This is a genomic window from Klebsiella quasipneumoniae subsp. quasipneumoniae, from assembly GCF_020525925.1.
GTDB lineage: Bacteria > Pseudomonadota > Gammaproteobacteria > Enterobacterales > Enterobacteriaceae > Klebsiella > Klebsiella quasipneumoniae.
The window spans coordinates 3,830,044-3,855,054 of record NZ_CP084876.1 but is presented as its reverse complement, the minus strand read 5'-3'; the positions used below and the strand labels follow the sequence as shown (position 1 = coordinate 3,855,054).

The 25,011-nt window shown below is 61.0% G+C and carries 20 protein-coding genes; 6 read left to right on the top strand and 14 right to left on the bottom strand.

Translation table 11 applies throughout. The features are described from left to right. The first annotated feature begins 90 nt into the window (after positions 1-90). A complete protein-coding gene (locus LGM20_RS18620) occupies positions 91-696 on the top strand; it encodes a glutathione S-transferase family protein (protein ID WP_044521529.1) in 606 nt (201 codons plus the stop codon). A gap of 62 nt (positions 697-758) precedes the next feature. Here LGM20_RS18620 and LGM20_RS18615 read toward each other — a convergent pair whose 3' ends face one another. Genes LGM20_RS18615 through LGM20_RS18600 form a run of 4 tightly spaced genes read right to left on the bottom strand, consistent with a single transcriptional unit; the run spans position 759 to position 5,499 of the window. Next, the gene (locus LGM20_RS18615) at positions 759-2,258 is read right to left on the bottom strand and encodes an FGGY family carbohydrate kinase (protein ID WP_004885691.1); all 1,500 of its coding nucleotides are present in this window, start codon (positions 2,256-2,258) and stop codon (positions 759-761) included. A gap of 14 nt (positions 2,259-2,272) precedes the next feature. Further along, entirely contained in the window at positions 2,273-3,691 is a 1,419-nt protein-coding gene (locus tag LGM20_RS18610) for an L-fucose/L-arabinose isomerase family protein (protein ID WP_004885694.1), read from the bottom strand. Positions 3,692-3,725: 34 nt separating this feature from the next. Beyond that, complete coding sequence (locus LGM20_RS18605) at positions 3,726-4,676, bottom strand: transketolase family protein (protein ID WP_044521532.1); 951 nt, start codon at positions 4,674-4,676, stop codon at positions 3,726-3,728. After that, positions 4,669-5,499 carry a transketolase gene (locus LGM20_RS18600; protein ID WP_004885699.1) on the bottom strand — a complete coding sequence of 277 codons (831 nt, stop codon included), beginning with the start codon at positions 5,497-5,499 and terminating at the stop codon, positions 4,669-4,671. The genes LGM20_RS18605 and LGM20_RS18600 overlap by 8 nt, the downstream gene beginning before the upstream one ends. Before the next feature lie 311 nt (positions 5,500-5,810). Between LGM20_RS18600 and LGM20_RS18595 the strand changes: the two genes are divergently transcribed. Further along, positions 5,811-6,761: a sugar-binding transcriptional regulator gene (locus tag LGM20_RS18595; protein WP_044521570.1), complete on the top strand. Its 951-nt coding sequence runs from the start codon at positions 5,811-5,813 to the stop codon at positions 6,759-6,761. Here LGM20_RS18595 and LGM20_RS18590 read toward each other — a convergent pair. From LGM20_RS18590 to fepA, 7 genes are all read right to left on the bottom strand, one after another. Further along, entirely contained in the window at positions 6,751-7,725 is a 975-nt protein-coding gene (locus tag LGM20_RS18590) for an Rpn family recombination-promoting nuclease/putative transposase (RefSeq protein ID WP_044521534.1), read from the bottom strand. The genes LGM20_RS18595 and LGM20_RS18590 overlap by 11 nt on opposite strands. Positions 7,726-7,878: 153 nt before the next feature. Then, positions 7,879-8,967, bottom strand: a complete 1,089-nt coding sequence (locus LGM20_RS18585; RefSeq protein ID WP_004885708.1) for an ABC transporter permease — start codon at positions 8,965-8,967, stop codon at positions 7,879-7,881. A 1-nt stretch (position 8,968) separates the two neighbouring features. After that, positions 8,969-10,495 carry a sugar ABC transporter ATP-binding protein gene (locus LGM20_RS18580; protein ID WP_044521535.1) on the bottom strand — a complete coding sequence of 509 codons (1,527 nt, stop codon included), beginning with the start codon at positions 10,493-10,495 and terminating at the stop codon, positions 8,969-8,971. After that, positions 10,495-11,103, bottom strand: coding sequence for a DUF2291 family protein (locus tag LGM20_RS18575; RefSeq protein ID WP_044521536.1), 609 nt, complete (start codon positions 11,101-11,103; stop codon positions 10,495-10,497). The genes LGM20_RS18580 and LGM20_RS18575 overlap by 1 nt, the downstream gene beginning before the upstream one ends. A 10-nt stretch (positions 11,104-11,113) precedes the next feature. Next, positions 11,114-12,055: a D-ribose ABC transporter substrate-binding protein gene (locus LGM20_RS18570; protein WP_004178959.1), complete on the bottom strand. Its 942-nt coding sequence runs from the start codon at positions 12,053-12,055 to the stop codon at positions 11,114-11,116. Positions 12,056-12,172: 117 nt separating this feature from the next. Further along, positions 12,173-12,832, bottom strand: coding sequence for an enterobactin synthase subunit EntD (gene entD, locus LGM20_RS18565; protein ID WP_044521537.1), 660 nt, complete (start codon positions 12,830-12,832; stop codon positions 12,173-12,175). Positions 12,833-12,898: 66 nt separating this feature from the next. Continuing rightward, complete coding sequence (gene fepA, locus LGM20_RS18560) at positions 12,899-15,127, bottom strand: siderophore enterobactin receptor FepA (RefSeq protein ID WP_044521538.1); 2,229 nt, start codon at positions 15,125-15,127, stop codon at positions 12,899-12,901. 259 nt (positions 15,128-15,386) lie between these two features. On the opposite strand from fepA, the gene fes reads away from it, so the two are divergent. From fes to entF, 3 genes are read left to right on the top strand one after another with little or no spacing between them, the layout of a single operon-like run. Beyond that, a complete protein-coding gene (gene fes, locus LGM20_RS18555; protein WP_044521539.1) occupies positions 15,387-16,595 on the top strand; it encodes an enterochelin esterase in 1,209 nt (402 codons plus the stop codon). 27 nt (positions 16,596-16,622) lie between these two features. Continuing rightward, on the top strand, positions 16,623-16,826 hold the full coding sequence (locus LGM20_RS18550; RefSeq protein ID WP_032455062.1) for an MbtH family protein: 204 nt from the start codon (positions 16,623-16,625) through the stop codon (positions 16,824-16,826). A gap of 10 nt (positions 16,827-16,836) precedes the next feature. Next, positions 16,837-20,718 carry an enterobactin non-ribosomal peptide synthetase EntF gene (entF, locus tag LGM20_RS18545; protein ID WP_044521540.1) on the top strand — a complete coding sequence of 1,294 codons (3,882 nt, stop codon included), beginning with the start codon at positions 16,837-16,839 and terminating at the stop codon, positions 20,716-20,718. Positions 20,719-20,782: 64 nt separating this feature from the next. On the opposite strand, the gene fepC is transcribed toward entF, so the two are convergent. From fepC to fepD, 3 genes are read right to left on the bottom strand one after another with little or no spacing between them, the layout of a single operon-like run. Next, positions 20,783-21,577: an iron-enterobactin ABC transporter ATP-binding protein gene (gene fepC / locus LGM20_RS18540; RefSeq protein WP_044521542.1), complete on the bottom strand. Its 795-nt coding sequence runs from the start codon at positions 21,575-21,577 to the stop codon at positions 20,783-20,785. Continuing rightward, complete coding sequence (gene fepG, locus LGM20_RS18535) at positions 21,574-22,566, bottom strand: iron-enterobactin ABC transporter permease (protein WP_044521544.1); 993 nt, start codon at positions 22,564-22,566, stop codon at positions 21,574-21,576. Before fepG ends, fepC begins: the two co-directional genes overlap by 4 nt. Next, entirely contained in the window at positions 22,563-23,570 is a 1,008-nt protein-coding gene (gene fepD / locus LGM20_RS18530) for a Fe(3+)-siderophore ABC transporter permease (RefSeq protein WP_023288781.1), read from the bottom strand. Before fepD ends, fepG begins: the two co-directional genes overlap by 4 nt. 112 nt (positions 23,571-23,682) lie before the next feature. Between fepD and entS the strand changes: the two genes are divergently transcribed. Then, entirely contained in the window at positions 23,683-24,924 is a 1,242-nt protein-coding gene (gene entS, locus LGM20_RS18525) for an enterobactin transporter EntS (protein ID WP_044521546.1), read from the top strand. Positions 24,925-25,011 lie beyond the last annotated feature (87 nt).

Here is a 25,011-nt window from a genome sequence, read left to right as displayed (position 1 = left end):
AACCTTTGCGGTAAGCATCCCCTGATATTCGCGGGGCGGGTTTTCCAGTAAGGTAAGCCAGCAACCCCTTTATCGCAGGCAGGAGTGACGATGAAACTCATTGGTATGATGGATTCACCTTATGTAAGACGCGTGGCGGTTTCTCTGGCGCTCTATGGCGTGGAATTCGAGAGCCTGCCGCTGTCGGTCTTTAGCGGCTTTGATGAATTCTCCCGTATTAATCCGGTGGTCAAGGCGCCGACGGTGGTTCTCGATGACGGGACACAGCTGATGGACTCCACGCTGATCCTCCACTATTTCGAAACGACCCATCCCGCCGGACGCCGGTTGCTTCCCGCGCATCCCGAGGCGCTGGCCCGCGACCTGCACCTGCTGGGGGTGATCCTCGCCGCCAGTGAAAAAGCGGTCCAGCATGTTTATGAGCACCGTCTGCGGCCGGAGGAGAAGCAGCATCAGCCGTGGATAGCCCGGGTGACCGGTCAACTGCTCGCCGCCTGTCGGGAATGGGACGCCCGGCTGGCAGACCGCGTTGCCGCCGTGCAGCCGGACCAGGTGTTGGTCACCAGCACGGTGGTCTGGTCCTTTATCCAGTTGATGATCCCGACGGTGGTGCCGGCAACGGCGTTTCCGCATATCCGCGCGCTGGCGGAGAAAGGAGAGGCGCTGCCGGCGTTTCAACAGTATCCGCTGAGTTAACGGCGGGGATGGCGCGTTGGATTGCAGCCGGACGAAGACGTTATCGCCCGGCTGGGTTGCGCTCAGCGTCTTGCCAGCGTCACCGCGTGTTGCCAGGACTGCCATCGCTGCACAAGCCGATGATGCCGGAGCGGGTCTGGCGCATAAGTGATGTGTTCTGGCAAAAAGGGCTGAAGCTCTGCCACCGTCAGCTTGTGCAACGCTTTACGCGCCAGCAGTGCCGCTCCGGTCGCTGACAGCTCGGCCACATCGCTGCGCATCACCGGACAACCCAGCAGGTCGGCCTGGTACTGCATTAACCAGTCGTTTTTGGTGGGGCCCCCATCCACCAGCAGCGTGTTGAGCGTAAAGCCATGATGGGCACGCATCGCAGTGATTACATCGGCAATCTGGTAGGTAATAGACTCGAGCGCGGCACGAATGAGATGGGCACGCTTCACCCCCCGGCTTAACCCATGGATCAGTCCGCGGGCATTCTCGTCCCACCAGGGCGCCCCCATGCCGGTGAGGGCAGGTACAAAAAAGACGCCTAAGGTGGAGTCTACCGAGCGAGGCAGAGCATTCAGCGCCTGGGCCAGCTCAACGGGAGAGAGTTCGCTCAAGCCCGTACTGTCGGCCATCCACGCCACCGCATCGCCAGTATGGGGAATATTCCCCTCTAGTGCATAGACCAGCTTTTCTCCGTCGTGCCAGGCCACCGTGGTGGCGAGATTGCTGACGTGACACGCCACCGAATCGACGGGCGCCATCACCGAGGTTCCTGTACCGTAAGTAGCTTTAACGCAACCGGCGGCGCCCAGACCGTGGGCGAAAAGGGCGGCATGTGAATCGCCAATCATCGCCATTACCGGGATCCCATCAGGGAGGGTGGCTAAACCAGCGGTGTAACCAAACAGGCCGCTCGATGGTTTTATCACCGGGAGTGCTGCCCGCGGAATGCCAAACAGGGCGAGCATATCGGTATCCCAGTCCGCTGTTTGCAGATTCATGAGCTGCGTACGAGACGCGTTCGCGTAATCACAACAAAATTGCTGGCCTTGCGTCAGGTGCCAGAGTAGCCAGCTATCCACCGTACCGAGGCAAATCTCGCCATCTTTCGCCCGGTTGAGGCCATCCGGCGTGTGGTCCAACAGCCAGCGCATTTTCGAGGCGGAAAAGAGCGGGGCGATTGGCAGACCGGTTACCGCCTTGATCTGCGGCTCATGGCCTTGTTCACGCAGCGAGCGGCAAAATGTGGCGCTACGTGAACATTGCCAGCTCAGGGCGGGCGCTATGGCCTCGCCCGTTTCCCGATACCAGCCCACGACGGTTTCGCGCTGGTTGCTGATCGCCAGGGCCGCCACACGCTCCGCGCCAACAGCGGCCACTGTGCGAGAAATCACCTCCAGCGACGCGGCAAGCAGAAGCTCCGCTGACTGTTCTACCCATCCTTCCTGAGGCGTAGCGATCTCAAGCGCGCGGGAAAATTGCGCGATTACCCGCCCGTGGCTATCGAAGGCAACGGCTTTGGCATTGGTCGTGCCCTCATCGAGGGCAATAATAATATCCTTGTTTACCGACATAGCGGCCTCCGGCCTTACTGGTGGAGATAGGTCGACACGCCCAGGTATCGCGTAAACGCCTCGTGCAGAATTGAAGCACTGGCAGAATGGTTCATCGCGACATGGTGCTCAAAGCCGTTACGGCAGATCCACGACAGCAGATTTTCCAGGTGGGGAACCTGAATGACCGCCCGACAGCCTACCGTATCCAGGGGATCGTCAACCGATTGGCCTTCGCCGACGTAGGCCTTGATTTCGCCAGTCAGGTCGTCAGTGCTGAGGCGAAAATAGGTCAGCGCGCCGCTTTTCATGCGACCATGCACGGCACCGCAGGTGTTTTCTTTGCCGACGGTGGTGCCGATAATATCGGCCGTTCCCATGTGCGGCGACTCGAGACTGGCCGAGGCAAAGTTCCCGCAATGGAACAGCACACATTTATCGCGATCGTCGCCGAAGTTATTATTCCAGTCCGCGATCGAGGCGGGGCTCAGGTTGCTGCTGGCGAGCGCATACATGGAGAGCGCACCCATGACATCGACTTCACAGGCGCTTGGCATCAGTTGTCCGGACATCACGCTCATGATGGAGCAGACGTTAATCCCCAGATTTTCCTGTAGCGAGGTCCAGCACTGAATCGCGGTGGTGTCGATATCGTTGGCAACAATCCACTCGCTCAGGACCACAAACAGTTTTGCCATAGTGATCAGTTTATCTGCCGGAATACCGCTGGCGTCGGCATTATCGATCAGCAGGCGGCGCTTCTCATCCACACGAATATCGTCATCACGCAGGCACTTAATCCGGGTAAATACCTCGGATAGATCTAACGTTTCCACTGCGATGCCCAAACGTTCGAGCAGTTTTTCGCTGTAGCGCACGGTGTTAAAGCCCGCAGGACGGGCGCCAATCGCGCCAACGCGTACACCGCGCATACTGTTTACCACGCGACATATCTGCGTGAAGCGCCGGAGATCCTGCTCAAACACCTCGCCGCTAAGTGCGCAAACGTGCTGGGTGGTCAGCGTAAACGGGATACCGTACTGGCGCAGGTTGTTGCAAAGGGAAATTTTGCCGCAGAAGCTATCGCGGCGCGTCGACAACCCCATTTTATCCAGATTATCCTCTTCGGCCTGAATAAGCACCGGGACGTTGAGACCGGAGAGGCGCAGCGTCTCGGCGATGGCTTTTTCATCACCAAAGTTGGGTAACAGCACCACGACACCGTGAATGTTGTCGCGGTGGGTGCGGAACAGCTCGGCGCAAATTTTGGCATCCTGCCGGGTTTCCACGCCACCCAGTTCCGTCTGGGATGGATCAAGCATAATGGTGTTAATCCCAAGGCGGCTAAACAGGGCTACCGCCTGTTCGCGCGCTTCGGCGACCAGATAGCTGGGGAAAAATCCCCGATTGCCAATAATGACGCCCATGGTGAGTTGTTGAGGAATACGGGACATTGCGTTCTCTCCAGTAAGATGTTCTTGTTATTTTTCAGGATGCTTTTTTTGTGTGCAGCTTGCGGGCGTGCTTCGCCACCCCGGCGGCATCGATTTCATGGCGCGCGCGCGTGGCGGCGCGATCGGCGGCAATGGCGTATTGCCCGTCAGGGATACCTAAGCGTTTCAACGGGATAGCGCACCCGGCCTCGGCCAGCACTTCCGCCACCAGACTCCCGACGCCGCCGTTGACGTTGTGTTCTTCCACCGTGATCGCGACCGGACAGGACTGTATTGCCTTTAGTAGCGCCTGGGTATCACAAGGACGAATAGATGGGACACTGATAACGGTGGCGTCAATACCTTCTGCAGCGAGTTGTGCGGCGGCTTCCACTATTTCATGTACCGTTGAGCCCATGGCAACCAACGCAACATCGCGCCCCGAACGCAGCACATCAATGTTGCCCGGAATAAACCGGTAATGTTCGTCATGCAGTTCCGGTAGCGCTTTACCATCGAGGCGGATATACACTGGCCCGATGTGGGCAAGGGCATAATCGATAATCTGTCGGCACTCGCCGGGACTGGACGGCGCGTAAATTTCAATATTGCCAAAACCGCGCAGAACGGCGATATCGTCAATGCTATGATGAGTGCTGGCCAGCGGACCGTAGCTGGCGCCCGCGTTCAGCCCGAACAGTTTGACGTTGGTGTTGTTGTAGCAGACGTCGACCTTAATCTGCTCATTGGCACGTGAGATAAGGAATGGCGCCGCGTTGCAGGTCACGGCCACTTTACCCCCCAGCGCCAGGCCGGCGGCAGCGCCAACCAGCGTCTGCTCGGCGATGCCGACGTTGACCAGCCGGCCAGGGAATCTTTTGATAAATGGGGCAATTTTCGCCGTTGAGGTGGAGTCAGCCACTACTGGCACCAGATCCACGCCGCGGTCTACGGCATCAATAAAGGCATTCACCATCACCGTGGCGAGATGTTCGCTATTACTCATCTTTCAGTTCCTCCAGCGCCAGTTCAATTTCTTCTCCTTTCGGTACCCGGTGATGCCACTCGGGTCTTCCCTGAATAAATGAAATACCTGCGCCTTTGGTGGTATTGGCAATCACGACGTGTGGTTTCCCGTTCGGCTGCAAGCGCTCAAGGGTGGCGACCACCTCCGCCATATCGTTGCCGTTGCACTGTGTGACCTCCATGCCGAAAGCGCGCCATTTTTCATCCAGCGGGTCGGTATTCATGATCTCTTTGGTCGCACCGGCCAGCTGCAGATTATTTTTGTCGTTGATAATAATAAGGTTATCCAGCTGGTAGTGGGCGGCGACCAGCGCGGCCTCCCAGTTGCTGCCCTCCGCCAGTTCGCCATCGCCGGTGACGACAAATACGCGACGCGGGTTGTTATCGCGTTTCGCTGCCAGCGCAATGCCTACCGCCACGGGCAGACCATGGCCCAATGCGCCGGTATTGAGCTCAATACCCGGCGTCTTGTGCTTCACCGGATGTCCAGGCAGATGCGAGTCGGCGTGTTGATAGGTTGCCAGCCAGTCAAGGGGGATAAAGCCTGCCTCGGCCAGCACGCAGTAGTAACCGCCGACAGCGTGCCCCTTCGATTGAATATAAATATCGCGCTCGTCGCTCTTTTCTAGCGCAGGAGAGCAGTTAAGGATGCGAAAGTAGAGGGCGGTCAGAAGTTCGACTTGTGACAAATCTGCACCGGTGTGGCCGCCTGCCGGGCTTTCCGCATTTAAGACGATGATGCGGCGGCGGATGGCGCGTGCTTTTTGTTCTAACTCCTTAACGGAGAGTGAAAACGGATTCATAAAACACCTCTTGAAAGTAAATTCTTGTATGAATAAATATTCCAGCAGGGTAAAAAAACACTTTCCATCCTGACTACCTTTTATCGTCGACAAAACAAGGTATTAATAAGTGATTGAATATATATTCACTACTGATTTATTATTCACATAGGTAAGATATGCCCTGTGACGGGGTTTGTCCACGATTTGTACGGCCTATTTTCTAAAAAAGGAGAAAACGATCACATTTGGATCGTCGGGAAAAGGGCGCTGCGCTTGTTATCTATTCAATGATGCATAAAAATAACGAGCAGAAAACAGAGGGGAATGCCATGTCGAAGCAGGATGAACAGCGGTTGCTGGTGAAGATCGCCACGCTTTACTACAGCGAGAATAAAAAGCAGTCCGAGATCGCCTCGCTGCTGCATCTGTCCCAGTCTTTTGTTTCACGGGCGCTTACCCGCTGCCAGAAAGAGGGGCTGGTGAAAATTACCGTAGTCCAGCCGACAAACATTTTTGTCGATCTGGAAAAGGCGATTGAGGAGCGTTTTGGCATTCGACAAGCGATAGTCGTGGATGTGGGTGAGAATGCCAGTTACAGCCAGGTAAAGCATGCCATCGGCAGCGCGGCGGCGCACTATGTCGAAACGCGGCTGCGGCCGGAAGACCTCGTGGGTATCTCGTCCTGGAGCAGTACGATCCGCTGCATGGTGGATGAGATGCATCCGCAGAACATTCGCGCCGCCGGGGTGATTCAGCTGTTGGGCGGCGTCGGTCCCAACGGCAACGTGCAGGCTACCATTTTAACCCAGCAGCTGGCGGCGCATTTAGGCTGCCCGGCGTGGCTGTTGCCGTCGCAGAGTATTGAGCACTCCGTGGAGGAGCGCAGCCGTCTGGTAAACAGCCCGGACGTCGCGGCGGTGGTGGCGAAATTTGCCGAAGTGGATGTGGCCATCGTCGGTATTGGTGAACTGGAGCCTTCGCAGCTGCTGAAAAACTCCGGTAACTATTATAATGAAAGCATGCTCCAGCTGCTGGCGGAGCGCGGCGCGGTGGGGGATATCTGCCTGCATTACTATGATGCGGCGGGCAAACCGGTACTGAGCCAGGATGAGGATCCGGTGATCGGGATGGAGCTTGAACAAATTCGTCGCTGTCCGCAGGTGATTGCGCTGGCCGGCGGCGTGGACAAAGCGAACGCCATCCGCGGCGCGTTGCAGGGCGACTATATTGATGTCCTGATCACCGACTTCCCGACCGCGCGCGCGTTAATTAAGGGCTAAGCGGGGGTGGAGACTGGCGTGCCAGCGTCGCCAGTTCGTCCGCGCTGAGGCGAGTCATCCGCAACACGGTTTCAGTGTCCATACCGTTCTCTAACATCATCAGCGCGATGCGGCAGGCTTCGCGATGCTCACCCGCCTGTAAACCTTCCTGAAGCCCCTCTTGCTGGCCTTGCTGTAACCAGCGTTGTTTTCCCTCTTCGCGACCTTTCTGCTTCAGGTACTCGGCAATCGTCATCAGGGTATCCTCATATTGCGGCAGACGTTCGACCAACTGGTCGATAAAGTTATCCGGGTCGGCGCTATTACCATGCAGCGACATATAGGTAAATAACGTTTTGAACTGCTGGTGGTCAGTGTATCCCATCAGCACCACCTCCACCAACTGCTGGAGGATATGGCTAAGATCGCGTTGACGGATGTGTTTCTGGACCAGTTCCAGAAGCGCGATCCGCCGATGCTGTAATATGGCGTCGTCGGGAATATCGGTCACATCGACGAGCGGAAAGGCCCCGAGATAAAGCTGTTTTGCCGGTGAGTCAGGTGGAAACTCATCCAGCCAGCACAGTGAAAAGGGATAGGGAGAAATGCTGCCATGATAAAACAGCATGGGAATTACCAGCGGCAGCGCTTTATGGCCGCGATCAAGATGCTGTTGCATGGCCGCGAGGGCATAGCGCAGGAGTCTGAATGCCATATGGCTGTCCGGGGTGCTCTGATGCTCAATGACCACATAGATATAGCCCTCTCCCTTGCTGGTCTGCAGAGAGTAGAGAATATCGGAATAGCTGGCGCGCAGGTTGTCCTCAACAAAGCTCCCGGATTCCAGGTGCAGAGTGCTTAAGTCGCACAGTTGCCGCAGCGCGGGCGGCAGATGAATATCCAGAAAATCGCGTGCGGTTTCGCTGTCGCGCAGAAAGCGCTTAAACAGACTGTCGTGCGGGGTCGAGTGAGGACGTTTTTTCATGGCTTCCTTGCCTGGCAGAGCAGAGTGGCGGGATGCTACCACCGCTTGCTGTCGGGCAGGATTTTTCGATGAGGTTTTGCGAAGCGCCTCGGAGAAAGGCGCATCGTGAGTCAGTCTCGCCTCCTGTGGTCTGAGCCACAGGAGGTCTTGCGGTTACTTATTCTCCATGACCGCTTTCTGGGCGACCACCGCCGCCTTCTGCTGCATCCGGTTTTGCATCTGATCGATAATGACCGCCACAATAATCACGATCCCTTTGATGACCATCTGCCAGAACTCGCTCACCCCCATCATCACCAGCCCGTCGGCGAGAAAACCGATGACAAACGCACCAATCAGCGTACCCAGGATGGTTCCCCGGCCGCCGGCCAGTGATGTTCCGCCCAGTACGACGGCGGCGATAGCATTCATCTCAAAAGCGGTACCGTTAGCCGGATGGCTGGCCAGCAGCTGCGCGGAGACCACTATCCCGGCAATGGCGGCGCAAAAACCGGACAGCGTGTAGACCAGCACTTTAATTTGCTTCACTTTCACGCCGGAGAGCTCGGCGGCGCGCTCATTGTCACCGATCGCATAAACATGGCGGCCAAAGGGCAAACGCCGCGCGATATAGGCGATGATCAGCGCCAGCAGGATCATCAGCCAGATGGCCCACGGGATGCCAAAGAGCGCACCTGCGCCAATTTCATCGAAACCCGTGTTGCCCAGCTGCGGATTGCCCGCGAGCCCGGGGAAGGTTTGGCCATCAGAGGTCAGCATCGCGGCTCCGCGGAGCACATACATGGTACCGAGGGTGCAGATAAACGGCGCCACATTGTAGCGGGTAATGATCCAGCCATTAACGGCGCCAATCAGCGCGCCTATCAGCAGCACCAGGGGCACAATGACCCACACGCTTGGAAAAATGGCGATGCCGAACATCGGCAAGACGATCCCTTTGGTGATAAGCCAGCCGGCTATCATTCCGCAGAGACCGAGCGTAGCGCCAATCGAAAGGTCGATACCGGCAGTGATAATGACAAAGGTGATCCCCAACGCCAGAAAGGCGTTAATCGCAATGTGTTTAATCATAATCACCATGCTGCCAGCGGATAAAAAACCGGGCACGGTCATCGTGAAGAAGCCGACAATCAGGAACAGCGCGATAAAGGTGCGCAGTTTTAATAACAACAGCAGGATATTTTCACGGGAGAGAGAGGCTCCGCCGCGCGGCGCCAGTGCGACCGATTGTGTCATTTTCATCTTAGAACCCCTGAGCGCTTGCTGAAACCAGCGCCGACTCTTCGGCCTGGTCACGAACGATATCGGCGGTCAGTTTGCCGCCTGACATCACCAGGATACGGTCAGAGACCGCCATGATTTCTTTTAAATCGGAGGTGGAGAACACCACCGCCATTCCCTGCTGCGACAATTGCACCATCATGCGAAACACATCCCCCTTGGCGCCGATGTCGATTCCGCGCGTAGGCTCGTCAAGAAACAGCACCTTCGGATTGGTTAACAGCGAACGGCCAATAACCACCTTTTGCTGATTGCCGCCGCTGAGCGCCTGGATCTCGACCTCTGGTGATGAGACCTTAATGGAGAGATTGCCAATCGTGCTGGCGACGACGGCCTCTTCCTTTTTAGTGGCAATGGTTAACCCGCGCTGAAGACGACGCCACAGGCTGGCAATGGTCAGATTGCTGGCGACTGACGAGATGGGAAAAATCCCGGTCCGCTTACGATCTTCCGGCACCAGACTCATGCCCATGCGGATACGTTCGGCCGTGGTTAACCGCTGGGGAACCGGTTTGCTGTCCAGCCAGATCTTGCCAAAGTAGTGGCGCGCTGTCCCCAGCAGACATTCAAACAGCTCGGTTCGCCCGGCGCCCATCAGACCGTAGATCCCAATAATTTCACCGGCATGTGCTTTAAAACTGACGTTATCCACCACCGTATTGCCCGCGGCATTCACGCAGGTCAGGTTCTCCACTTCCAGCAGTGGGGCGCCGAAGCGGCGATCCGGGGGAAGAAAATGGCTTACCGGATCGCTGCCCAGCATTTCACGGACGATCCATGGCACATCAATTTCACTCACCCTGGCCTCCGCCTGGAATTTGCCGTCACGCAGTATGGTAATGACGTCGCCGATGGCCATCAGCTCCTCCAGACGGTGTGAGATGTAGATAATGGACACCCCCTGACGCGTCAGTTCGCGGATGACCCGAAACAGGATATCCACCTCGGTTTTGCTTAAGGCTGAAGTGGGCTCATCAAGGATCAGAATGTCCGCATTTTCCGCCAGCGCTTTGGCTATTTCGACCAACTGCTGCTGACCGACCTTCAGGTTACCCACCAGCTCCCGCGGCGAGATCGGCTGATCGAGTCGCTGCAACAGCTCCGCGGCTTGTCGTTCCTGCTCTGCTTCGTTAATTGGCGTCAGCCCGCGCTGTAGCTCGCGACCAAGAAAGATATTTTCCGCGACGCTAAGATTTTCAAACAGGTTCAGCTCCTGGTGGACCATACCAATGCCGTGGGCGGCGGCCTCGCGGGTGCTGGAGAAATGGACTATGTTGCCGTTGAGCTCCATTTCACCCAGGCTCGGCTGTTGCACACCGGCGAGAATTTTCATGAGCGTTGATTTACCGGCGCCATTTTCGCCGATGATCACGTTCACTTTGCCGCGCCAGACGTTGTAGTCGACGTTATCCAACGCCACCGTGCCGGGGAACAACATCGAAATACCACGGGTGCGTAAAATGATATCCTCTGCGGGTGAACTGGCCATCAGCGCGCCTCCTGTTTTAGCTGAAGAGCGGCCGCATCCTGCAGACTGCCGTTAATAACCGTGACCGCAAAGAGAATATCGACAGGCTTGCCTGTCCAGCTCGCGTCCACTTTCGGCAACTGTTTAATAGCCTCTCGATTGTAGGCGCGTGAAAGCTGCGCAAACTGCACCTGGTTGGTAAAGTCTTCAAATTTGAAACCGCTGGCATCGCGGATGGCATTGCCTCGCATGACAGGACCTAATTGCACGACCAACGGCTGGCCGTGTAGCGTAAGTTTGAGCTTTTGCTCGCGTGGGTTGCTGACGTCAGTCCCGGTCACCTCGCTGTTCAGGCGGACAAAGACGCTCTGTGGCGTAGCGCCAGACGCCTGGCGCACTTTTTCCAGCGCAGTCGCGTCCAGCGCATGTTGGTTCGCTGCGTCAATCACACGAGATTGCCAGGTTTGTTGCGCGATCTGCTGCGGGGTGAGATGGTCGAAGCTGGGTTTCGCGTTCGGGTCGGCAGGCAGCACTGGCTTGCCATTCTCATCTAAGTCCACCACCGTGCAGGCCGTCAGCAACAGGGCGGCGCAGCCCATCAGCACGGCGCCCCATTGTTTTAACCGCATCATTTCCGCCTTACTCGCTGAGGTTGAACATGTTGAGTTTTTTCGCATTGCCACTATCGATGAGGATGCAGTCCATCAACTGCTTCTCTTCTTTCTGGGCTTTCCCGTTCTTGAGGAAAAAGTCCGCCTGTTCCACGGCCATTTGCGCCTGCTTCCAGCCAGGCTGGAGAACCGTGGCTTTAATGTTGCCCTGCTTGAGTATCGAGTCGCGCGTGTAGTCGCTGCCGTCGAAGCCGACGACAATCACGTCGTTTTTACCTGCGGCTTTCAGCGCCGCTTCCGCCCCCAGCGCCATGGTATCGTTGCCGGAAATCACACCGACGATATCCGGATTCGTCTGCAGAATAGCTTCCATACGGGTAAAGGCTTCCGTCTGGCTCCAGTTCGCCGTCTGCTGGGCGACCATTTTCATTTCCGGATAGTCGTCCAGCACATCGTGATAACCCTGCGAGCGGACGCTGGCGTTGGTGTCGGACTGACGACCTAACAGTTCGACATACTTGCCTTTACCGTTGAGGAGGCTGGCGAATTTTTCCGCGCCAAGCTGGGCGCCCTGATAGTTGTTAGAGACGATCTGCGCCACGGCGACGCCGGTTTTATTGATCTCTCTGTCGATTAAAAATGCCGGCACACCTGCCGCTTTTGCTTTTTCCAGCGGGCCGACGGTGGCATCCGCGCCAGCGTTATCCAGGATGATGGCTTTGGCTTTCCGCGCAATAGCCGTTTCAATCAATTGGTTTTGTTTGTTGACGTCATCGTCGTGCGAGGCGACCAGGGTGCTGTAACCCAGCTCTTTCGCTTTCGCCGCTGCGCCGTCAGCCTCGGCTTTAAAGAACGGATTATCATGTGAAGGGGTAATGATTGCGATCAGGCCATTATCGGCGGCGAAAAGTGAGCCAGATGCGGCCATCATGGAGGCAAACAGAACAGACTTTATCAGGGTAGTTTTCATTATTATCTCCGTATTGAATATATATTCAACAATGATTTATTATTCAATGTAACCATAAAGCGGCCAGCCAGAACTGTCTACGGTTTGCACAGGTAATTTCTTAAAAAGCGAAAAGGATCACGCTTCGCGAGGCGGGCAGGTACAGGTAATAACGAAATCGTCTTTTATCAGATAGTTGATTTGCAAGGTGAAATGAGCAAGCTGTACGGAGAAGCTGGCGGTAAAACGTAAATGGATCTGCTGCGCAGTGAGTGCCACAATCCGGGCGCTGTGGAAGCCGGGCAGGGCTAAAGCGTGAGAGGACCAGGCCTTAAACCCACTCTCTTTCGCCGAAAAGGCCAGCGTCAGCGCCAGCGGGAAGGGCAGGCCGCTGTGCAATAGCACCTTTTTTTCCGCCTCGTTGATAATGCTGCTCTCCAGCTCCGCCGCCAGCTGTGGAGTAAACCGGCGCTCGATGTCGACGCCTACCGGCCGGTCGGCGACCACCGCCAGCGCGCGCTGGCCGCAGTGGCTGATACTACCAAACCAGGGCGCGGGCCACAGCGGCTGGCGCCGCTCGCCAATCGCGGGAGGCTGTTTTTCTCCCACCTCGCGCAGGGCGTACACCGCGGCGATGCGCCCGGCCAGGTGCTCCGCCTGCCGCTTGCGGCTCCAGCCGCTCAGGCTGGCGTGATAGGGCAACCACAACAGATCGGCAGCCTGAAAAGTCGCCGGGTCGAAGTCGACGTGCTGCAAGCGATAGCCGGCCAGCGGCAGGGTGGCGTGAAGAATGCGCATAAGGCAAGTATACCGCGGTTGTCCCCGCCCTTTATCCTGCAAGGGCGGGGGAGGGAGAACCCGCTATCAGAAGTGGGTGTTGATGCTCATATACCAGGTGCGGCCCGATTCGTTGTAGGTCTCGGCGCCGGCGCCGTACATCGTGCCGGTGGCGCCCCCGGTGGTCTGGGCGTTGCCCGCGCGCCAGTGGCGCTTGTCGAAGACGTTATCCACGCCGCCGGTCAGACTAACGTATTTGGTCACGTCCCAGGTCGCGCTCAGGCCGAGGATGCTGTAGGGGCTGACCTCGTTCTTCTCGCTGCCGGTGACCGGTTGACCCTTATAGTTGTACTTCTTCGGCTCCTGTTTGCCGTACCAGGTAAAGGTCGACTGCAGCGAAACGTCATCGCGTACCTGCCAGCTCAGCGTGGAGTTCAGCGTGTATTCCGGGATAATCGACAGCCGATCGCCGGTCTCTTTATTCTTACTCTGCAGCATGTAGGTGATGTTGTTGGTCCAGTTCACGGTCTCGCTCACCGGGACGTTCAGCGTACCTTCCAGGCCTTCCACCACCGCTTTCGGCACGTTTTCCCACTGGTAGAGATCGGTACCTTTACCGTTTTGATAGACCGGAGCATAGCCAGCTTCAATCTTGTTGCGGTAATCGTTGCGGAACCAGGTCACGCCCGCCAGCCAGCCGTCGCGTTTAAACTCGAGGCCAATCTCTTTGTTGATGCTGGTCTCGGCTTTTAAATCTTCATTCCCCTGCAGATAGCAGCCGTCTTTACTGGCGTAGCAGCCCTGGCCTTTGCTGTAGAGAATGTAGTTCGGGTTGGTCTGATACAGGCTCGGCGCTTTATAGGCACGGGCGATACCCATCTTCAGCGTGAAGTCGTCCCACAGGCCCTGAGACAGATTGAGGGACGGGCTCCAGTTGTTGCCGACGATGCTGTGATGATCGAAACGCAGCGCCGGGGTCAGCATGGTGGTGTCGGTCAGCTCCATGTTGTTCTCAGCGAACAGGGAGAAGATCTCCGCCTTCGAGTAGGGGCTGCGGCCGGTGCTGTCGTAACCCGGAATTTCTCCCCCCGACAGCGCCTGGGTGTTGGAGGCCTTATCCTTCATGCGCTGCTGGTTCCACTCGCTGCCCAGCGTCAGGTTCTGATTAACCAGATAGTCGAACGGGATGCTGACTTCGCTGTGCAGCATCACATCCGCCAGATCGATATCCGTGAACTGGTTGCTGTTGAAGATCCCCTCGGTCCCCCCGGCCAGGCCTTCGCCTTTGCGCGAGTTGCGGGTACGTTCGTACTGCGCCCAGTTGCTGGTGGTCACCCCGTTGTCCCAGGCGCCGTTCCAGGTGACCGAGTAGGTGTTGCGGTACAGACGGTTGGTCTCTTTGCCGTAGTTCTCTTTTACCAGGTCGTTGGAGTTGGTGTTCTGGGTGTCGCCTGCGTAGAGGTTGCCCTGGCGGCTGTAGCCGGCCTCAAACTCCAGCGACTGCATCGGCGCGAATTCCCAGCGCACCAGACCATCGATGTTTTTATTTTTTACCCCTTCGCGCCCGGCCGGCAGGGTGTCGGCATAGATCCCGGTACGTTCGGACTGATGGCCCTGGTTGATGTCCCAGGCGTCGGCCTGGGTTTTGTCGAGGTTACCGAACAGGCGGAAGCTGAAATCACCGCCCAGCGGGCCGCTGAGGCTGAAGTTGGTGCGCTTGGTGGAGCCTTCGTCTTTGTGCTCCGGGGCGTTCATATAGGTGTTCCAGGAGCCGTGCCACTCATCGCCGGTTTTTTTAGTGATGATATTCACCACGCCGCCGGCGGCGCCGTTGCCGTAGCGGGCGGCGGCCGGGCCGCGAATCACTTCGATGCGTTCGATCATCTCCGGCGGCACCCAGCTGGTGTCGCCGCGGGTGTCGCGCTCGCCGCGCCAGCCGAGACGCACGGAGTTGCGGCTGGTGACCGGCTTGCCGTCGATCAGGATCAGGGTGTTTTCCGGGCCCATGCCGCGGATATCAATCTGGCGGTTATTCCCGCGCTGGCCGCTGGTGGAGTTGCCGGTCAGGTTGACCCCCGGCATGGTGCGAATGATCTCCGAGACGTCGCGCGCCGGCGGACGTTTGCGGATCTCATCGGCGGTGATGGTGGAGACGCCCGGCGCCTGCAGGTTCTGCTCGGCGGCGGTGACCACCATGGTCTCTTCCGCGGCGCTGTTTTTATCGTCGGTGGCGGTTTCCGCTGCGCTTAACGGAAAAGCAACCCCGTAAATTCCCAGATTGACCAGCAAGGCCAGGGATTTGATCCTGTTATTCATTGTTATTCCTGCTTTTTTGTCGCCACGTTCCCCAAACGCCCCTTCCCACCGGGAGGGGAGGCGGCATAAATGTTGCCGGAAGAGGGCAAAGGCACTCCGTCGCTAGCTGAATAAGCTCTCTTCGACATGTGTTGTGAAAGACGCGCTTCCCACGGCGCGCTAATACGCTATTGCAAATGCAAATAGTTATCAATAATATTATCAATAAAGAATGACAATTAATTAAAAAAGTCACGCGATACATAGGGTTAATGACTGAATGTTAACGACAGGAAGCGAGGAGTGGTGGCGAACTCTGCAGGGACCGCAGTCCCGGGCGGTGGATGGCGCCATCGAGGTGACGTTCTGGTGGCGGGATCCGGCGGGGGATGAAACGCGTTCTCCACGGCGTCGGGTATGGCTCTATATCACCGGCGTGACCGACCACCATCAAAATGCGCGGCCGCAATCGCTGCAACGTCTGCCCGGGACCGACGCCTGGTGCTGGCGAACCACGCTGTCGCCGACCTGGCGCGGCAGCTACTGCTTTATTCCCTCCGACCGTGACGATGATTTTTCCCCTGAGGTGTTCAGCGCCGATAAGCCGGACCGCGCGCTGCTGCGCGAAGGCTGGTGCAAACTGCTGCCGCGGGCGATAGCCGATCCGCTGAACCCGCACAGCTGGCGGGGCGGACGCGGCCATGGCGTCTCCGCCCTGGAGATGCCGCAGGCGCCGGCGCAGCCCGGCTGGGATCTGCTTAATGAGGCGCATCCTCCCGCCCGTTGCCTTGAGTGGCGCAGCGCGCGTCTGGGCAACCATCGCCGGGTCTGGATCTACACCCCCGGCGAGGCCGTCGACCCGCAAACGCGGCCGCTGGCGATCCTGCTTGACGGCCAGTTCTGGGCCGAAAGCATGCCGGTGTGGTCGCCGCTGGCCGCGCTGACCCGCGAGGGGAGGCTGCCGCCGGCGGTCTACCTGCTGATCGACGCGATCGACAACCAGCGCCGCGGGGTTGAGCTGCCCTGTCATCGCGATTTCTGGCTGGCGGTGCAGGAGGAGCTCCTGCCGCTGGTCCGCGGTCACGTCCCGTTCAGCGACCGCCCGGATCGGACGGTGGTGGCCGGGCAAAGCTTCGGCGGCCTGGCGGCAATGTTCGCCGCCCTCAACTGGCCGCAGCGCTTTGGCTGCGTGCTCAGCCAGTCAGGCTCCTACTGGTGGCCGCATCGCGATGGCAGCGGGACGGGCTTTATCGGCGAACGTCTCCGCCAGGGCGAGGCGTCCGCGGCCGGGCTGCGCATCTGGCTGGAAGCGGGCCAGCGTGAACCGATTATTTTTCGCGCCAACCAGGCGCTGCTGGCGCAACTCACCACAACGCAGCAGACGATTTTCTGGCGTCAGGTTGACGGCGGGCATGATGCGCTTTGCTGGCGCGGCGGGCTGACGGCGGGGCTGATCCAGCTCTGGCAGCCTCTGCTGTCGCCCCCTTAGCACAGCGCTTTACGACAGGAGTTTGATATGCAATTCAGTAACCCCTTCGACAATCCGCAAGGGCAGTTTTACATTCTGCGCAATGACCAGCGGCAGTTCAGCCTGTGGCCGGGGCATTGCGCGCTGCCTGCCGGCTGGACGGTGGTGTGCCCTCCGCAGTCGGTCGAGGCGTGCAACGCCTGGCTGGCGGCCAACTGGCCGACACTGACCCCCGCCCATCATGCGGCATAAGGAGCTGACCATGACCACTCGTTTACCGCTGGTTGCCGCGCAGCCGGGGATCTGGATGGCAGAGCGCCTCTCCACTCTGCCTGGCGCCTGGAGCGTGGCCCACTATGTTGAACTGCGCGGCGCGCTCGACCCGGCGCTGCTGGGTAAGGCGATTGTCGCCGGGCTGCAGCAGGCGGATACCCTCAGCCTGCGCTTTGAGGAAGAGGAAGGGGAAGTCTGGCAGTGGCTGGCGGCGGAACGCACCTTTGGCGAACCGCCGATCGTTGACCTGCGTACGGCGCCGGATCCGCACCGCGCCGCCACGGAGCGGATGCAGGCGGATCTGGCGCAGGATCTGCGCGTCGATGGCGGCAACCCGCTGGTGTGCCATCAGCTGCTGCGCGTCGGCGACGACCGCTGGTACTGGTATCAGCGCTATCACCACTTGCTGGTGGATGGCTTCAGTTTCCCGGCGATTACCCGGCAGATCGCCGCCATTTACCGCGCCTGGCAGCGTGGAGAAGCCACCCCGGAATCGCCTTTCACCCCCTTTGCCGAAGTGGTGGACGAGTACCAGCGCTACGCCGGCAGCGAGGCCTGGCAGCGGGATAAAGCCTTCTGGCAGGCCCAGCGCCAGGCGTTACCGGCGCCCGCCTCGCTCTCTGCCGCCCCGCTGGGCGGGCGTGCCGCCGGGAGCGATATCTGGCGGATGAAGCTGGCGATGAACGCCGACGCCTTCCGCCGCCTGGCCGGCCATGCGCCGCAGTGTCAGCCCGCTGACCTGGCGCTGGCGCTCACCACGCTGTGGCTGGGCCGCCTGTGCAACCGGATGGACTACGCGGCGGGCTTTATCTTTATGCGCCGGATGGGCTCAGCGGCGCTGACCTCGACGGGGCCGGTGCTCAACGTCCTGCCTCTGGCGGTGCATATTGATCCCCAGGAGACGCTGGCGGACCTGGCGATGCGCCTCGCCGCGCAGCTGAAAAAGATGCGCCGCCATCAGCGCTATGACGCCGAGCAGATCGTCCGCGACAGCGGCAAAGCGGCCGGGGACGAACCGCTGTTCGGCCCGGTGCTGAACGTCAAAGTCTTTGATTACCAAGTGGATATCGACGGCGCCGAGGCGGTGACCCACACCCTCGCCACCGGCCCGGTCAACGATCTCGAGCTGGCGCTGTTCCCGGATGAGACCGGCGGGCTGTCGCTGGAGATCCTCGCTAACAAGGCCCGGTACGATGAAGCCGAGCTGCGTCGCCACATGGCGCGACTGACCGCGCTGCTGGCGCAGTTTGCCGCCGATCCGACGCTACGCTGCGGCGAAGCGGAGATGCTCTCCGCCGACGAGCAGGCCCGGCTGGCGGCGGTCAACGATACCGCTATGCCCCTGCCCGCCACCACCCTCAGCGCGCTGGTGGTCGACCAGGCGCGGAAGACCCCGGATGCTCCGGCGCTGGCGGATGCTAACTGGCAGTTCAGCTATCGTGAGATGCGTCAGCAGGTGGTGGCGCTCGCGCAGCTGCTGCGTCAGCGCGGCGTGAAGCCGGGCGACAGCGTGGCGGTGGCCCTGCCGCGCTCGGTGTTCCTGACCCTGGCGCTGCACGGCATTGTCGAAGCGGGAGCCGCCTGGCTGCCGCTGGACACTGGCTACCCGGACGACCGCCTGCGGATGATGCTGGAAGACGCCCGGCCGTCGCTGCTGATCGCCACGGAGGATCAGCTGGCCCGCTTCAGCGATATCCCCGGGCTGGAGAGCCTCTGCTACCAGCAGCCGCTGGCCGTTGCGGATGACGCGCCGCTGGCGCTGTCAAAACCGGAGCATACCGCCTATATCATCTTTACCTCTGGCTCCACCGGGCGGCCAAAAGGGGTGATGGTCGGCCAGACCGCCATCGTCAACCGCCTGCTGTGGATGCAGGATCGTTATCCGTTATCTGCCGACGACGTGGTGGCGCAGAAAACGCCGTGCAGTTTCGACGTGTCGGTGTGGGAGTTCTGGTGGCCGTTTATCGCCGGCGCGCAGCTGGTGATGGCCGAGCCGGAGGCGCACCGCGACCCGCTGGCGATGCAGCAGTTCTTCGCCCACTACGGCGTGACCACCACCCACTTTGTGCCGTCGATGCTGGCGGCGTTTGTCGCCTCGCTGGATGCCGACAGCGTGGCCGCCTGCCGCACGCTGCGGCGGGTATTCTGCAGCGGCGAAGCGCTGCCGACGGAATTGTGCCGCGAATGGGAGCGCTTGACCGGCGCGCCGCTGCATAACCTGTACGGCCCGACGGAAGCGGCGGTGGACGTCAGCTGGTATCCGGCCTGCGGGCCTGAGCTGGCGGCGGTGTCCGGCAGCAGCGTGCCGATTGGCTGGCCGGTATGGAACACCGGGCTGCGCATTCTCGACGCCGCGATGCGCCCGGTGCCGCCGGGGGTGGCCGGGGATCTCTATCTCACCGGCATTCAGCTGGCGCAGGGCTATCTGGGGCGTCCGGACCTCACCGCCAGCCGCTTTATCGCCGACCCGTTTGCCCCCGGCGAGCGGATGTATCGCACCGGCGACGTGGCGCGCTGGCTGGCGAACGGCGCGGTGGAGTATCTTGGCCGCAGCGACGATCAGCTGAAGATCCGCGGGCAGCGCATCGAGCTTGGCGAGATTGACCGGGTGATGTCGGCCCTGCCGGACGTGGCGCAGGCGGTGAGTCACGCCTGCGTCTTCAACCAGGCGGCGGCGACCGGCGGCGATGCCCGGCAGCTGGTGGGCTATCTGGTCTCTGACTCCGGCCTGCCGCTGGATACCGCGGCGCTGAAAGCGCGGCTGGCGGAACAGCTGCCGCCGCATATGGTCCCGGTGGTGCTGATGCAGCTCCCCGACCTGCCGCTCAGCGCCAATGGCAAACTGGACCGCAAAGCGCTGCCGCTGCCGACCCTCGGCGGCGAGCGCAGCGGCCGGCCGCCGGAGCCCGGGATGGAAACCGTTGTCGCCGCCGCCTTCAGTCAGCTGCTGGGCTGCGAGGTGAATGATATCGACGCTGATTTCTTCGCCCTCGGCGGCCATTCGCTGCTGGCGATGCGCCTGGCGGCGCAGCTCAGCCGCCAGCTGGCGCGGCAGGTGACCCCGGGGCAGGTGATGGTGGCCTCGACGGTGGGCAAACTGAGCGCGCTGCTGGCCGCCGATCTCAGCGATGAGCAGGCTCAGCGCCTGGGGCTGGATGCGCTTCTGCCGCTGCGCGAGAGCGACGGCCCAACGCTGTTCTGTTTCCATCCGGCCTCCGGCTTCGCCTGGCAGTTCAGCGTGCTCGCGCGCTATCTCAGCCCGCGCTGGTCGATTACCGGTATTCAGTCGCCGCGCCCGCAGGGGCCGATGGCCGGCGCCGCCAGCCTCGACGAGGTGTGCGAGCATCATCTGCAAACGCTGTTGGCGCAGCAGCCGCACGGTCCTTATTATCTGTTCGGTTATTCGCTCGGCGGCACCTTAGCCCAGGGCATTGCCGCCCGCTTGCGCCAGCGCGGCGAAGCGGTGGCCTTCCTCGGCCTGCTGGATACCTGGCCGCCGGAGACGCAAAACTGGGCGGAGAAAGAGGCGAACGGGCTGGATCCGGCGGTGCTGGCGGAAATTGCCCGCGAGCGCGAAGCGTTCCTCGCCGCCCAGCAGGGGCAAGCCTCCGGCGAGCTGTTCAGCGCCATCGAAGGCAACTATGCCGACGCGGTGCGGCTGTTAACCACCGCGCACAGCGCGAAGTTTGACGGCAAGGCGACGCTGTTCGTGGCGGAGAAGACGCGGCAGGCGGGGATGGATCCGCAGGTCGTATGGGGCCCGTGGGTGGGCGAGCTGGAGGTGTTCAGCCAGAACTGCGCCCACGTCGACATTATCTCCCCGCAGGCCTTTGAAGCCATCGGCCCGGTGGTCAGGGAGATTCTGGGATAACGGTTGAGTTCGGGCTACAGCAGGTAGCCCGGCTCAGCGTCGCGCAAGTCGGGGAATGGGGAAATTACCGGCGGCCCAGCGGCACCACCAGCGGCGTATGCGCCACCGGATCCTCAATGATCGTGCAGCGCAGACCGTAAATCCGTTCAATCAGATCCGCCGTGACGATCTCCTTCGGCGCCCCCTCGGCGACGATCTTACCGTCGCGCAGGGCGATCAGGTGGGTGGCGTAGCGGCAGGCCTGGTTCAGATCGTGCAGCACCGCCGCCAGGGTATAGCCCTTCTCGCGATTCAGCTCGCTCAACAGCTCCAGCAGGTCGATCTGATGGCTGATGTCAAGCCAGGTGGTCGGCTCATCCAGCAGCATAATCGCCGTCTCCTGGGCCAGCACCATCGCAATCCACGCCCGCTGCCGCTGGCCGCCGGAAAGCGTATCGACGCTCTGCAGCGCCAGATCGCTGATCCCGGTGGCCCGCATCGCATTATTCACCGCCGCTTCATCTTCTTTGCGCCAGCGGGTGAACAGCGGCTGGTGCGGGTAGCGCCCGCGGGCCACCAGCTCCTGCACCGTAATATCGCCAAGGGTGGTGGCATTTTGCGCCAGCAAGCCGATGCGGCGGGCGACCTCTTTACTGGCGTACTGCTGGATCTGCGCGCCGTCGAGCCAGACATGGCCGCTGGCCGGCGTCATCAGACGGCTGAGGGTGCGCAGCAGTGTCGACTTGCCGCAGCCGTTGGGGCCGATAATGGCGGTGAAGTGGCCGTCAGGGATGGTCACGTTCAGCGACTCGGCGATGGTCTTGTTCCCGTAGGCCAGGGTTAACTGCTCGCCGCGCAAACGGGAGGGGACAGCACTCATTTTTTGCGGGACTCCTGAATCAATAATGCAATAAGGTAAATACCGCCGAGGCTGACGGTTAGCACGCCCACCGGCAGCTGCCAGGGCATAAACAGCCGCTGGGCGCCGTAATCGGCCAGCGCCAGCAGCAGCGCGCCGCACAGGGCCGACTGGGTCAATCCCCAGCGGGCCGTGCCGCTCAGGCGGCGGGCGATGTGCGGCGCCACCAGCGCGATAAATGAGATGGGCCCGGCCAGCGCCGTCGAGGCGGCGGTGAGCACCACCGCCACCAGCATCAGCAGCAGGCGCGAACGCTCAACCTGCACGCCCAGCGCGCAGGCGGTATCGTCGCCCATCTCCAGCAGCCGCATCCGACGAACCAGCAGGGCGCTGCCCACCAGCATCAGCAGGATCAGCGGCGCCGACGGCCAGGTTTTACCCCAGGTCAGGCCGTTAAGCGATCCGGCGTTCCACAGGCCCGCAGAAAGGGCGGTCTCCAGCGAGGCGCGCAGCAGCAGCCAGGTGTTGAAGGCCACCAGCATGGCGCGTACGCCGATGCCGATAATAATCAGGCGAAAGGTCTCGATCCCGTTGCGCCAGGCCAGCAGCCAGACCACCAGCGAGGTGAGTACCCCGCCGGCCATCGCCGCCAGGGCAATCGCCGTCAGGTTCTGGCCGAAGAGAACCATCGCCACCAGCACGCCGCTCCAGGCGCCGGTGTTAAAGCCCATCACGTCCGGGCTGCCGAGCGGGTTACGGGTCAGCGACTGGAAAATGGCGCCGCTGACGCCGAGCGCGGCGCCGATGAGCAGCGCCATTAACACCCGCGGCAGCCGCCATTCGTTCACCACCATCGCGACGTTGCGCGGCGCGTCGCCGAACAGGGCGGAGAAGACCTGGTCAATCGTTAGCGGCACCGGGCCTTGCGCCAGCCCGAGCAGGGAAATCAACAGGCTGGCGGCCAACAGCAGCAGACAGCTGGCTATCAGGCGGCGGGACGGGGCAATCACAGGCCACCTCCGCGCGGCTGGCGCCGCACCAGCCAGATCAGCACCGGCGCGCCGAGAAAGGCGCTCACCACCGATACCCGCAGTTCGCCGGGCACCAGCAGGCGGCCAATCACGTCGGCAAACAGCAGCAGGGCCGGGGTGGCCAGCAGGGTGACCGGCAGCGACCAGCGATGATCGGCCCCCACCAGCCAGCGGGCCATATGCGGCATCATCAGGCCGATAAAGGCGATCGGGCCGACCACGGCGGTAGCGCTGCCGCACAGGACGGTAATCACAATCAGGCCGATCAGCTGGGTGCGGGCGACGCGGCTGCCGAGGGCGGTGGCGGTATCGTTGCCGAGGCTCAGGCTGTTAAGCGCCCGGCTCAGCAGCAGGGCGGCGATCCCCGCCATCGCCACCGGCAGCAGGACAATTTTCAGGGTTTGCAGGGTGCGGATATCCAGCGAACCGGCCTGCCAGAAGCGCAGCTGATCGTAGACGTCCGGGTTGAGCAGGGCGATGCCGTTGGACAGCCCCTCCAGTACCGCCGCGAGGGCGACCCCGGCGAGGGTGAGGCGCACCGGGCTCAGCTGGCCGCCACCCTGGCTGCCGGTGAAGGCCACCAGCAGCGAGGCGCAGAGCGCGCCGCAAAACGCCAGCAGCAGCTGCTCCTGCGGGGAGGTGATCCCGAACAGCGCCGCGCCGAGGACGATGGCGAAGCTGGCGCCGGAGTTGACCCCCAGCAGGCCGGGGTCGGCCAGCGGGTTACGGGTGAGCGTTTGCATCAGCGCGCCGGCGAGGCCGAGGGCGACGCCGGCCAGCAGACCGGCCAGGGTGCGCGGCAGGCGCGCGTCCAGCACGATGGTGCAGTCGGCGCTTTGACAGGTTCCGCTAAAGGCGGTGAATACCGTGCCGATCGGCAACGATTTGGCGCCGATGGTCAGGCTAAGCGCGGCGGCTAAGGCGAGTAACAGCAACAATCCGGGCACGGCGACAGAGCGTACCGCGGTCGTAGAAAACGACATAACTGACATCCCTGATATGATAATGATAGTAATTATCGTTATCGATTTTATTCAGCTATGGTAGCATGACCCACAGTAAAAAGGGTATTAAAAATAACGACAAGGCGCTGTAATGAACCGACAATCCTGGCTGCTCAACCTCAGCCTGCTGAAAACTCACCCGGCGTTTCGCGCCGTTTTTATCGCTCGCTTTATCTCTATTCTGTCGCTTGGCCTGCTGGGTGTGGCCATCCCGGTGCAGATCCAGATGATGACCCATTCGACCTGGCAGGTCGGGTTGTCGGTGACGCTGACCGGCGCGTCGATGTTTATTGGCCTGATGGTGGGGGGCGTACTGGCCGACCGCTATGAGCGCAAACGCCTGATCCTGCTGGCGCGCGGCACCTGCGGCGTGGGCTTTGTCGGCCTGTGTCTGAACGCCCTGCTGCCGGAGCCGTCGCTGGCGGCGATCTACCTGCTGGGGATCTGGGATGGGTTCTTCGCCTCGTTGGGGGTGACCGCGCTGCTGGCGGCGACGCCGGCGCTGGTGGGGCGGGAAAATCTGATGCAGGCCGGGGCCATCACTATGCTCACGGTGCGCCTGGGCTCGGTGATTTCGCCGATGATCGGCGGCCTGCTGCTGGCCTCCGGCGGCGTGGCCTGGAATTTCGGCCTGGCGGCGGCGGGGACCTTTATCACCACCTTAACCCTGCTGCGTCTGCCACAGCTGCCGCCGCCTCCGCGGCCGCGCGAGCATCCGCTGCGTTCCCTGCTGGCGGGGCTGACCTTCCTCTGCCAGAGTCCGCTTATCGGCGGGATTGCGCTGCTCGGCGGCCTGCTGACCATGGCCAGCGCGGTGCGGGTGCTCTATCCGGCGCTGGCCGGGAGCTGGCAGATGTCGGCAGGGCAGATTGGCCTGCTGTACGCCGCGATTCCGCTCGGCGCGGCGCTGGGGGCGTTGACCAGCGGCCAGCTGGCCCAGACCGTGCGGCCGGGTGCGCTGATGCTGGCGACGACGGTGTGCTCCTTTGTCGCCATTGCGCTGTTCAGCCTGATGCCGCACTGGGCGTTGGGCGCGCTGTGCCTGGCGCTGTTTGGCTGGCTGAGCGCTATTAGCTCGCTGCTGCAGTACACCCTGATCCAGACCCAGACGCCGGAACATATGCTCGGGCGAATTAACGGTCTGTGGACCGCGCAGAACGTTACCGGCGACGCCATCGGCGCGGCGCTGCTCGGCGGGTTAGGGGCGGTGATGACGCCGGTCGCTTCCGCCAGCGCCAGCGGCTGGGCGCTGGCCCTCGTCGGCGTGCTGCTGGTGGGGCTGCTACGCGAGCTGCGCCGTTTCCAGCGCCCGGAAATAGTCAACGAAAGCTGAGTACGGTGCGATTGCCCGGTGGCGGCTACGCCTTACCGGGCCTACGGTACCGGGGCCTCGGGCGTTGTAGGCCGGGCAAGCGCCGCG

Excerpts from the sequence above, each read along its gene's own strand:
- LGM20_RS18620 (WP_044521529.1), top strand. The coding sequence starts at position 91 with ATGAAACTCATTGGTATGATGGATTCACCTTATGTAAGACGCGTGGCG.
- LGM20_RS18615 (WP_004885691.1), bottom strand. The coding sequence starts at position 2,258 with ATGTCGGTAAACAAGGATATTATTATTGCCCTCGATGAGGGCACGACC.
- LGM20_RS18610 (WP_004885694.1), bottom strand. The coding sequence starts at position 3,691 with ATGTCCCGTATTCCTCAACAACTCACCATGGGCGTCATTATTGGCAAT.
- LGM20_RS18605 (WP_044521532.1), bottom strand. The coding sequence starts at position 4,676 with ATGAGTAATAGCGAACATCTCGCCACGGTGATGGTGAATGCCTTTATT.
- LGM20_RS18600 (WP_004885699.1), bottom strand. The coding sequence starts at position 5,499 with ATGAATCCGTTTTCACTCTCCGTTAAGGAGTTAGAACAAAAAGCACGC.
- LGM20_RS18595 (WP_044521570.1), top strand. The coding sequence starts at position 5,811 with ATGTCGAAGCAGGATGAACAGCGGTTGCTGGTGAAGATCGCCACGCTT.
- LGM20_RS18590 (WP_044521534.1), bottom strand. The coding sequence starts at position 7,725 with ATGAAAAAACGTCCTCACTCGACCCCGCACGACAGTCTGTTTAAGCGC.
- LGM20_RS18585 (WP_004885708.1), bottom strand. The coding sequence starts at position 8,967 with ATGAAAATGACACAATCGGTCGCACTGGCGCCGCGCGGCGGAGCCTCT.
- LGM20_RS18580 (WP_044521535.1), bottom strand. The coding sequence starts at position 10,495 with ATGGCCAGTTCACCCGCAGAGGATATCATTTTACGCACCCGTGGTATT.
- LGM20_RS18575 (WP_044521536.1), bottom strand. The coding sequence starts at position 11,103 with ATGCGGTTAAAACAATGGGGCGCCGTGCTGATGGGCTGCGCCGCCCTG.
- LGM20_RS18570 (WP_004178959.1), bottom strand. The coding sequence starts at position 12,055 with ATGAAAACTACCCTGATAAAGTCTGTTCTGTTTGCCTCCATGATGGCC.
- entD (WP_044521537.1), bottom strand. The coding sequence starts at position 12,832 with ATGCGCATTCTTCACGCCACCCTGCCGCTGGCCGGCTATCGCTTGCAG.
- fepA (WP_044521538.1), bottom strand. The coding sequence starts at position 15,127 with ATGAATAACAGGATCAAATCCCTGGCCTTGCTGGTCAATCTGGGAATT.
- fes (WP_044521539.1), top strand. The coding sequence starts at position 15,387 with ATGTTAACGACAGGAAGCGAGGAGTGGTGGCGAACTCTGCAGGGACCG.
- LGM20_RS18550 (WP_032455062.1), top strand. The coding sequence starts at position 16,623 with ATGCAATTCAGTAACCCCTTCGACAATCCGCAAGGGCAGTTTTACATT.
- entF (WP_044521540.1), top strand. The coding sequence starts at position 16,837 with ATGACCACTCGTTTACCGCTGGTTGCCGCGCAGCCGGGGATCTGGATG.
- fepC (WP_044521542.1), bottom strand. The coding sequence starts at position 21,577 with ATGAGTGCTGTCCCCTCCCGTTTGCGCGGCGAGCAGTTAACCCTGGCC.
- fepD (WP_023288781.1), bottom strand. The coding sequence starts at position 23,570 with ATGTCGTTTTCTACGACCGCGGTACGCTCTGTCGCCGTGCCCGGATTG.
- entS (WP_044521546.1), top strand. The coding sequence starts at position 23,683 with ATGAACCGACAATCCTGGCTGCTCAACCTCAGCCTGCTGAAAACTCAC.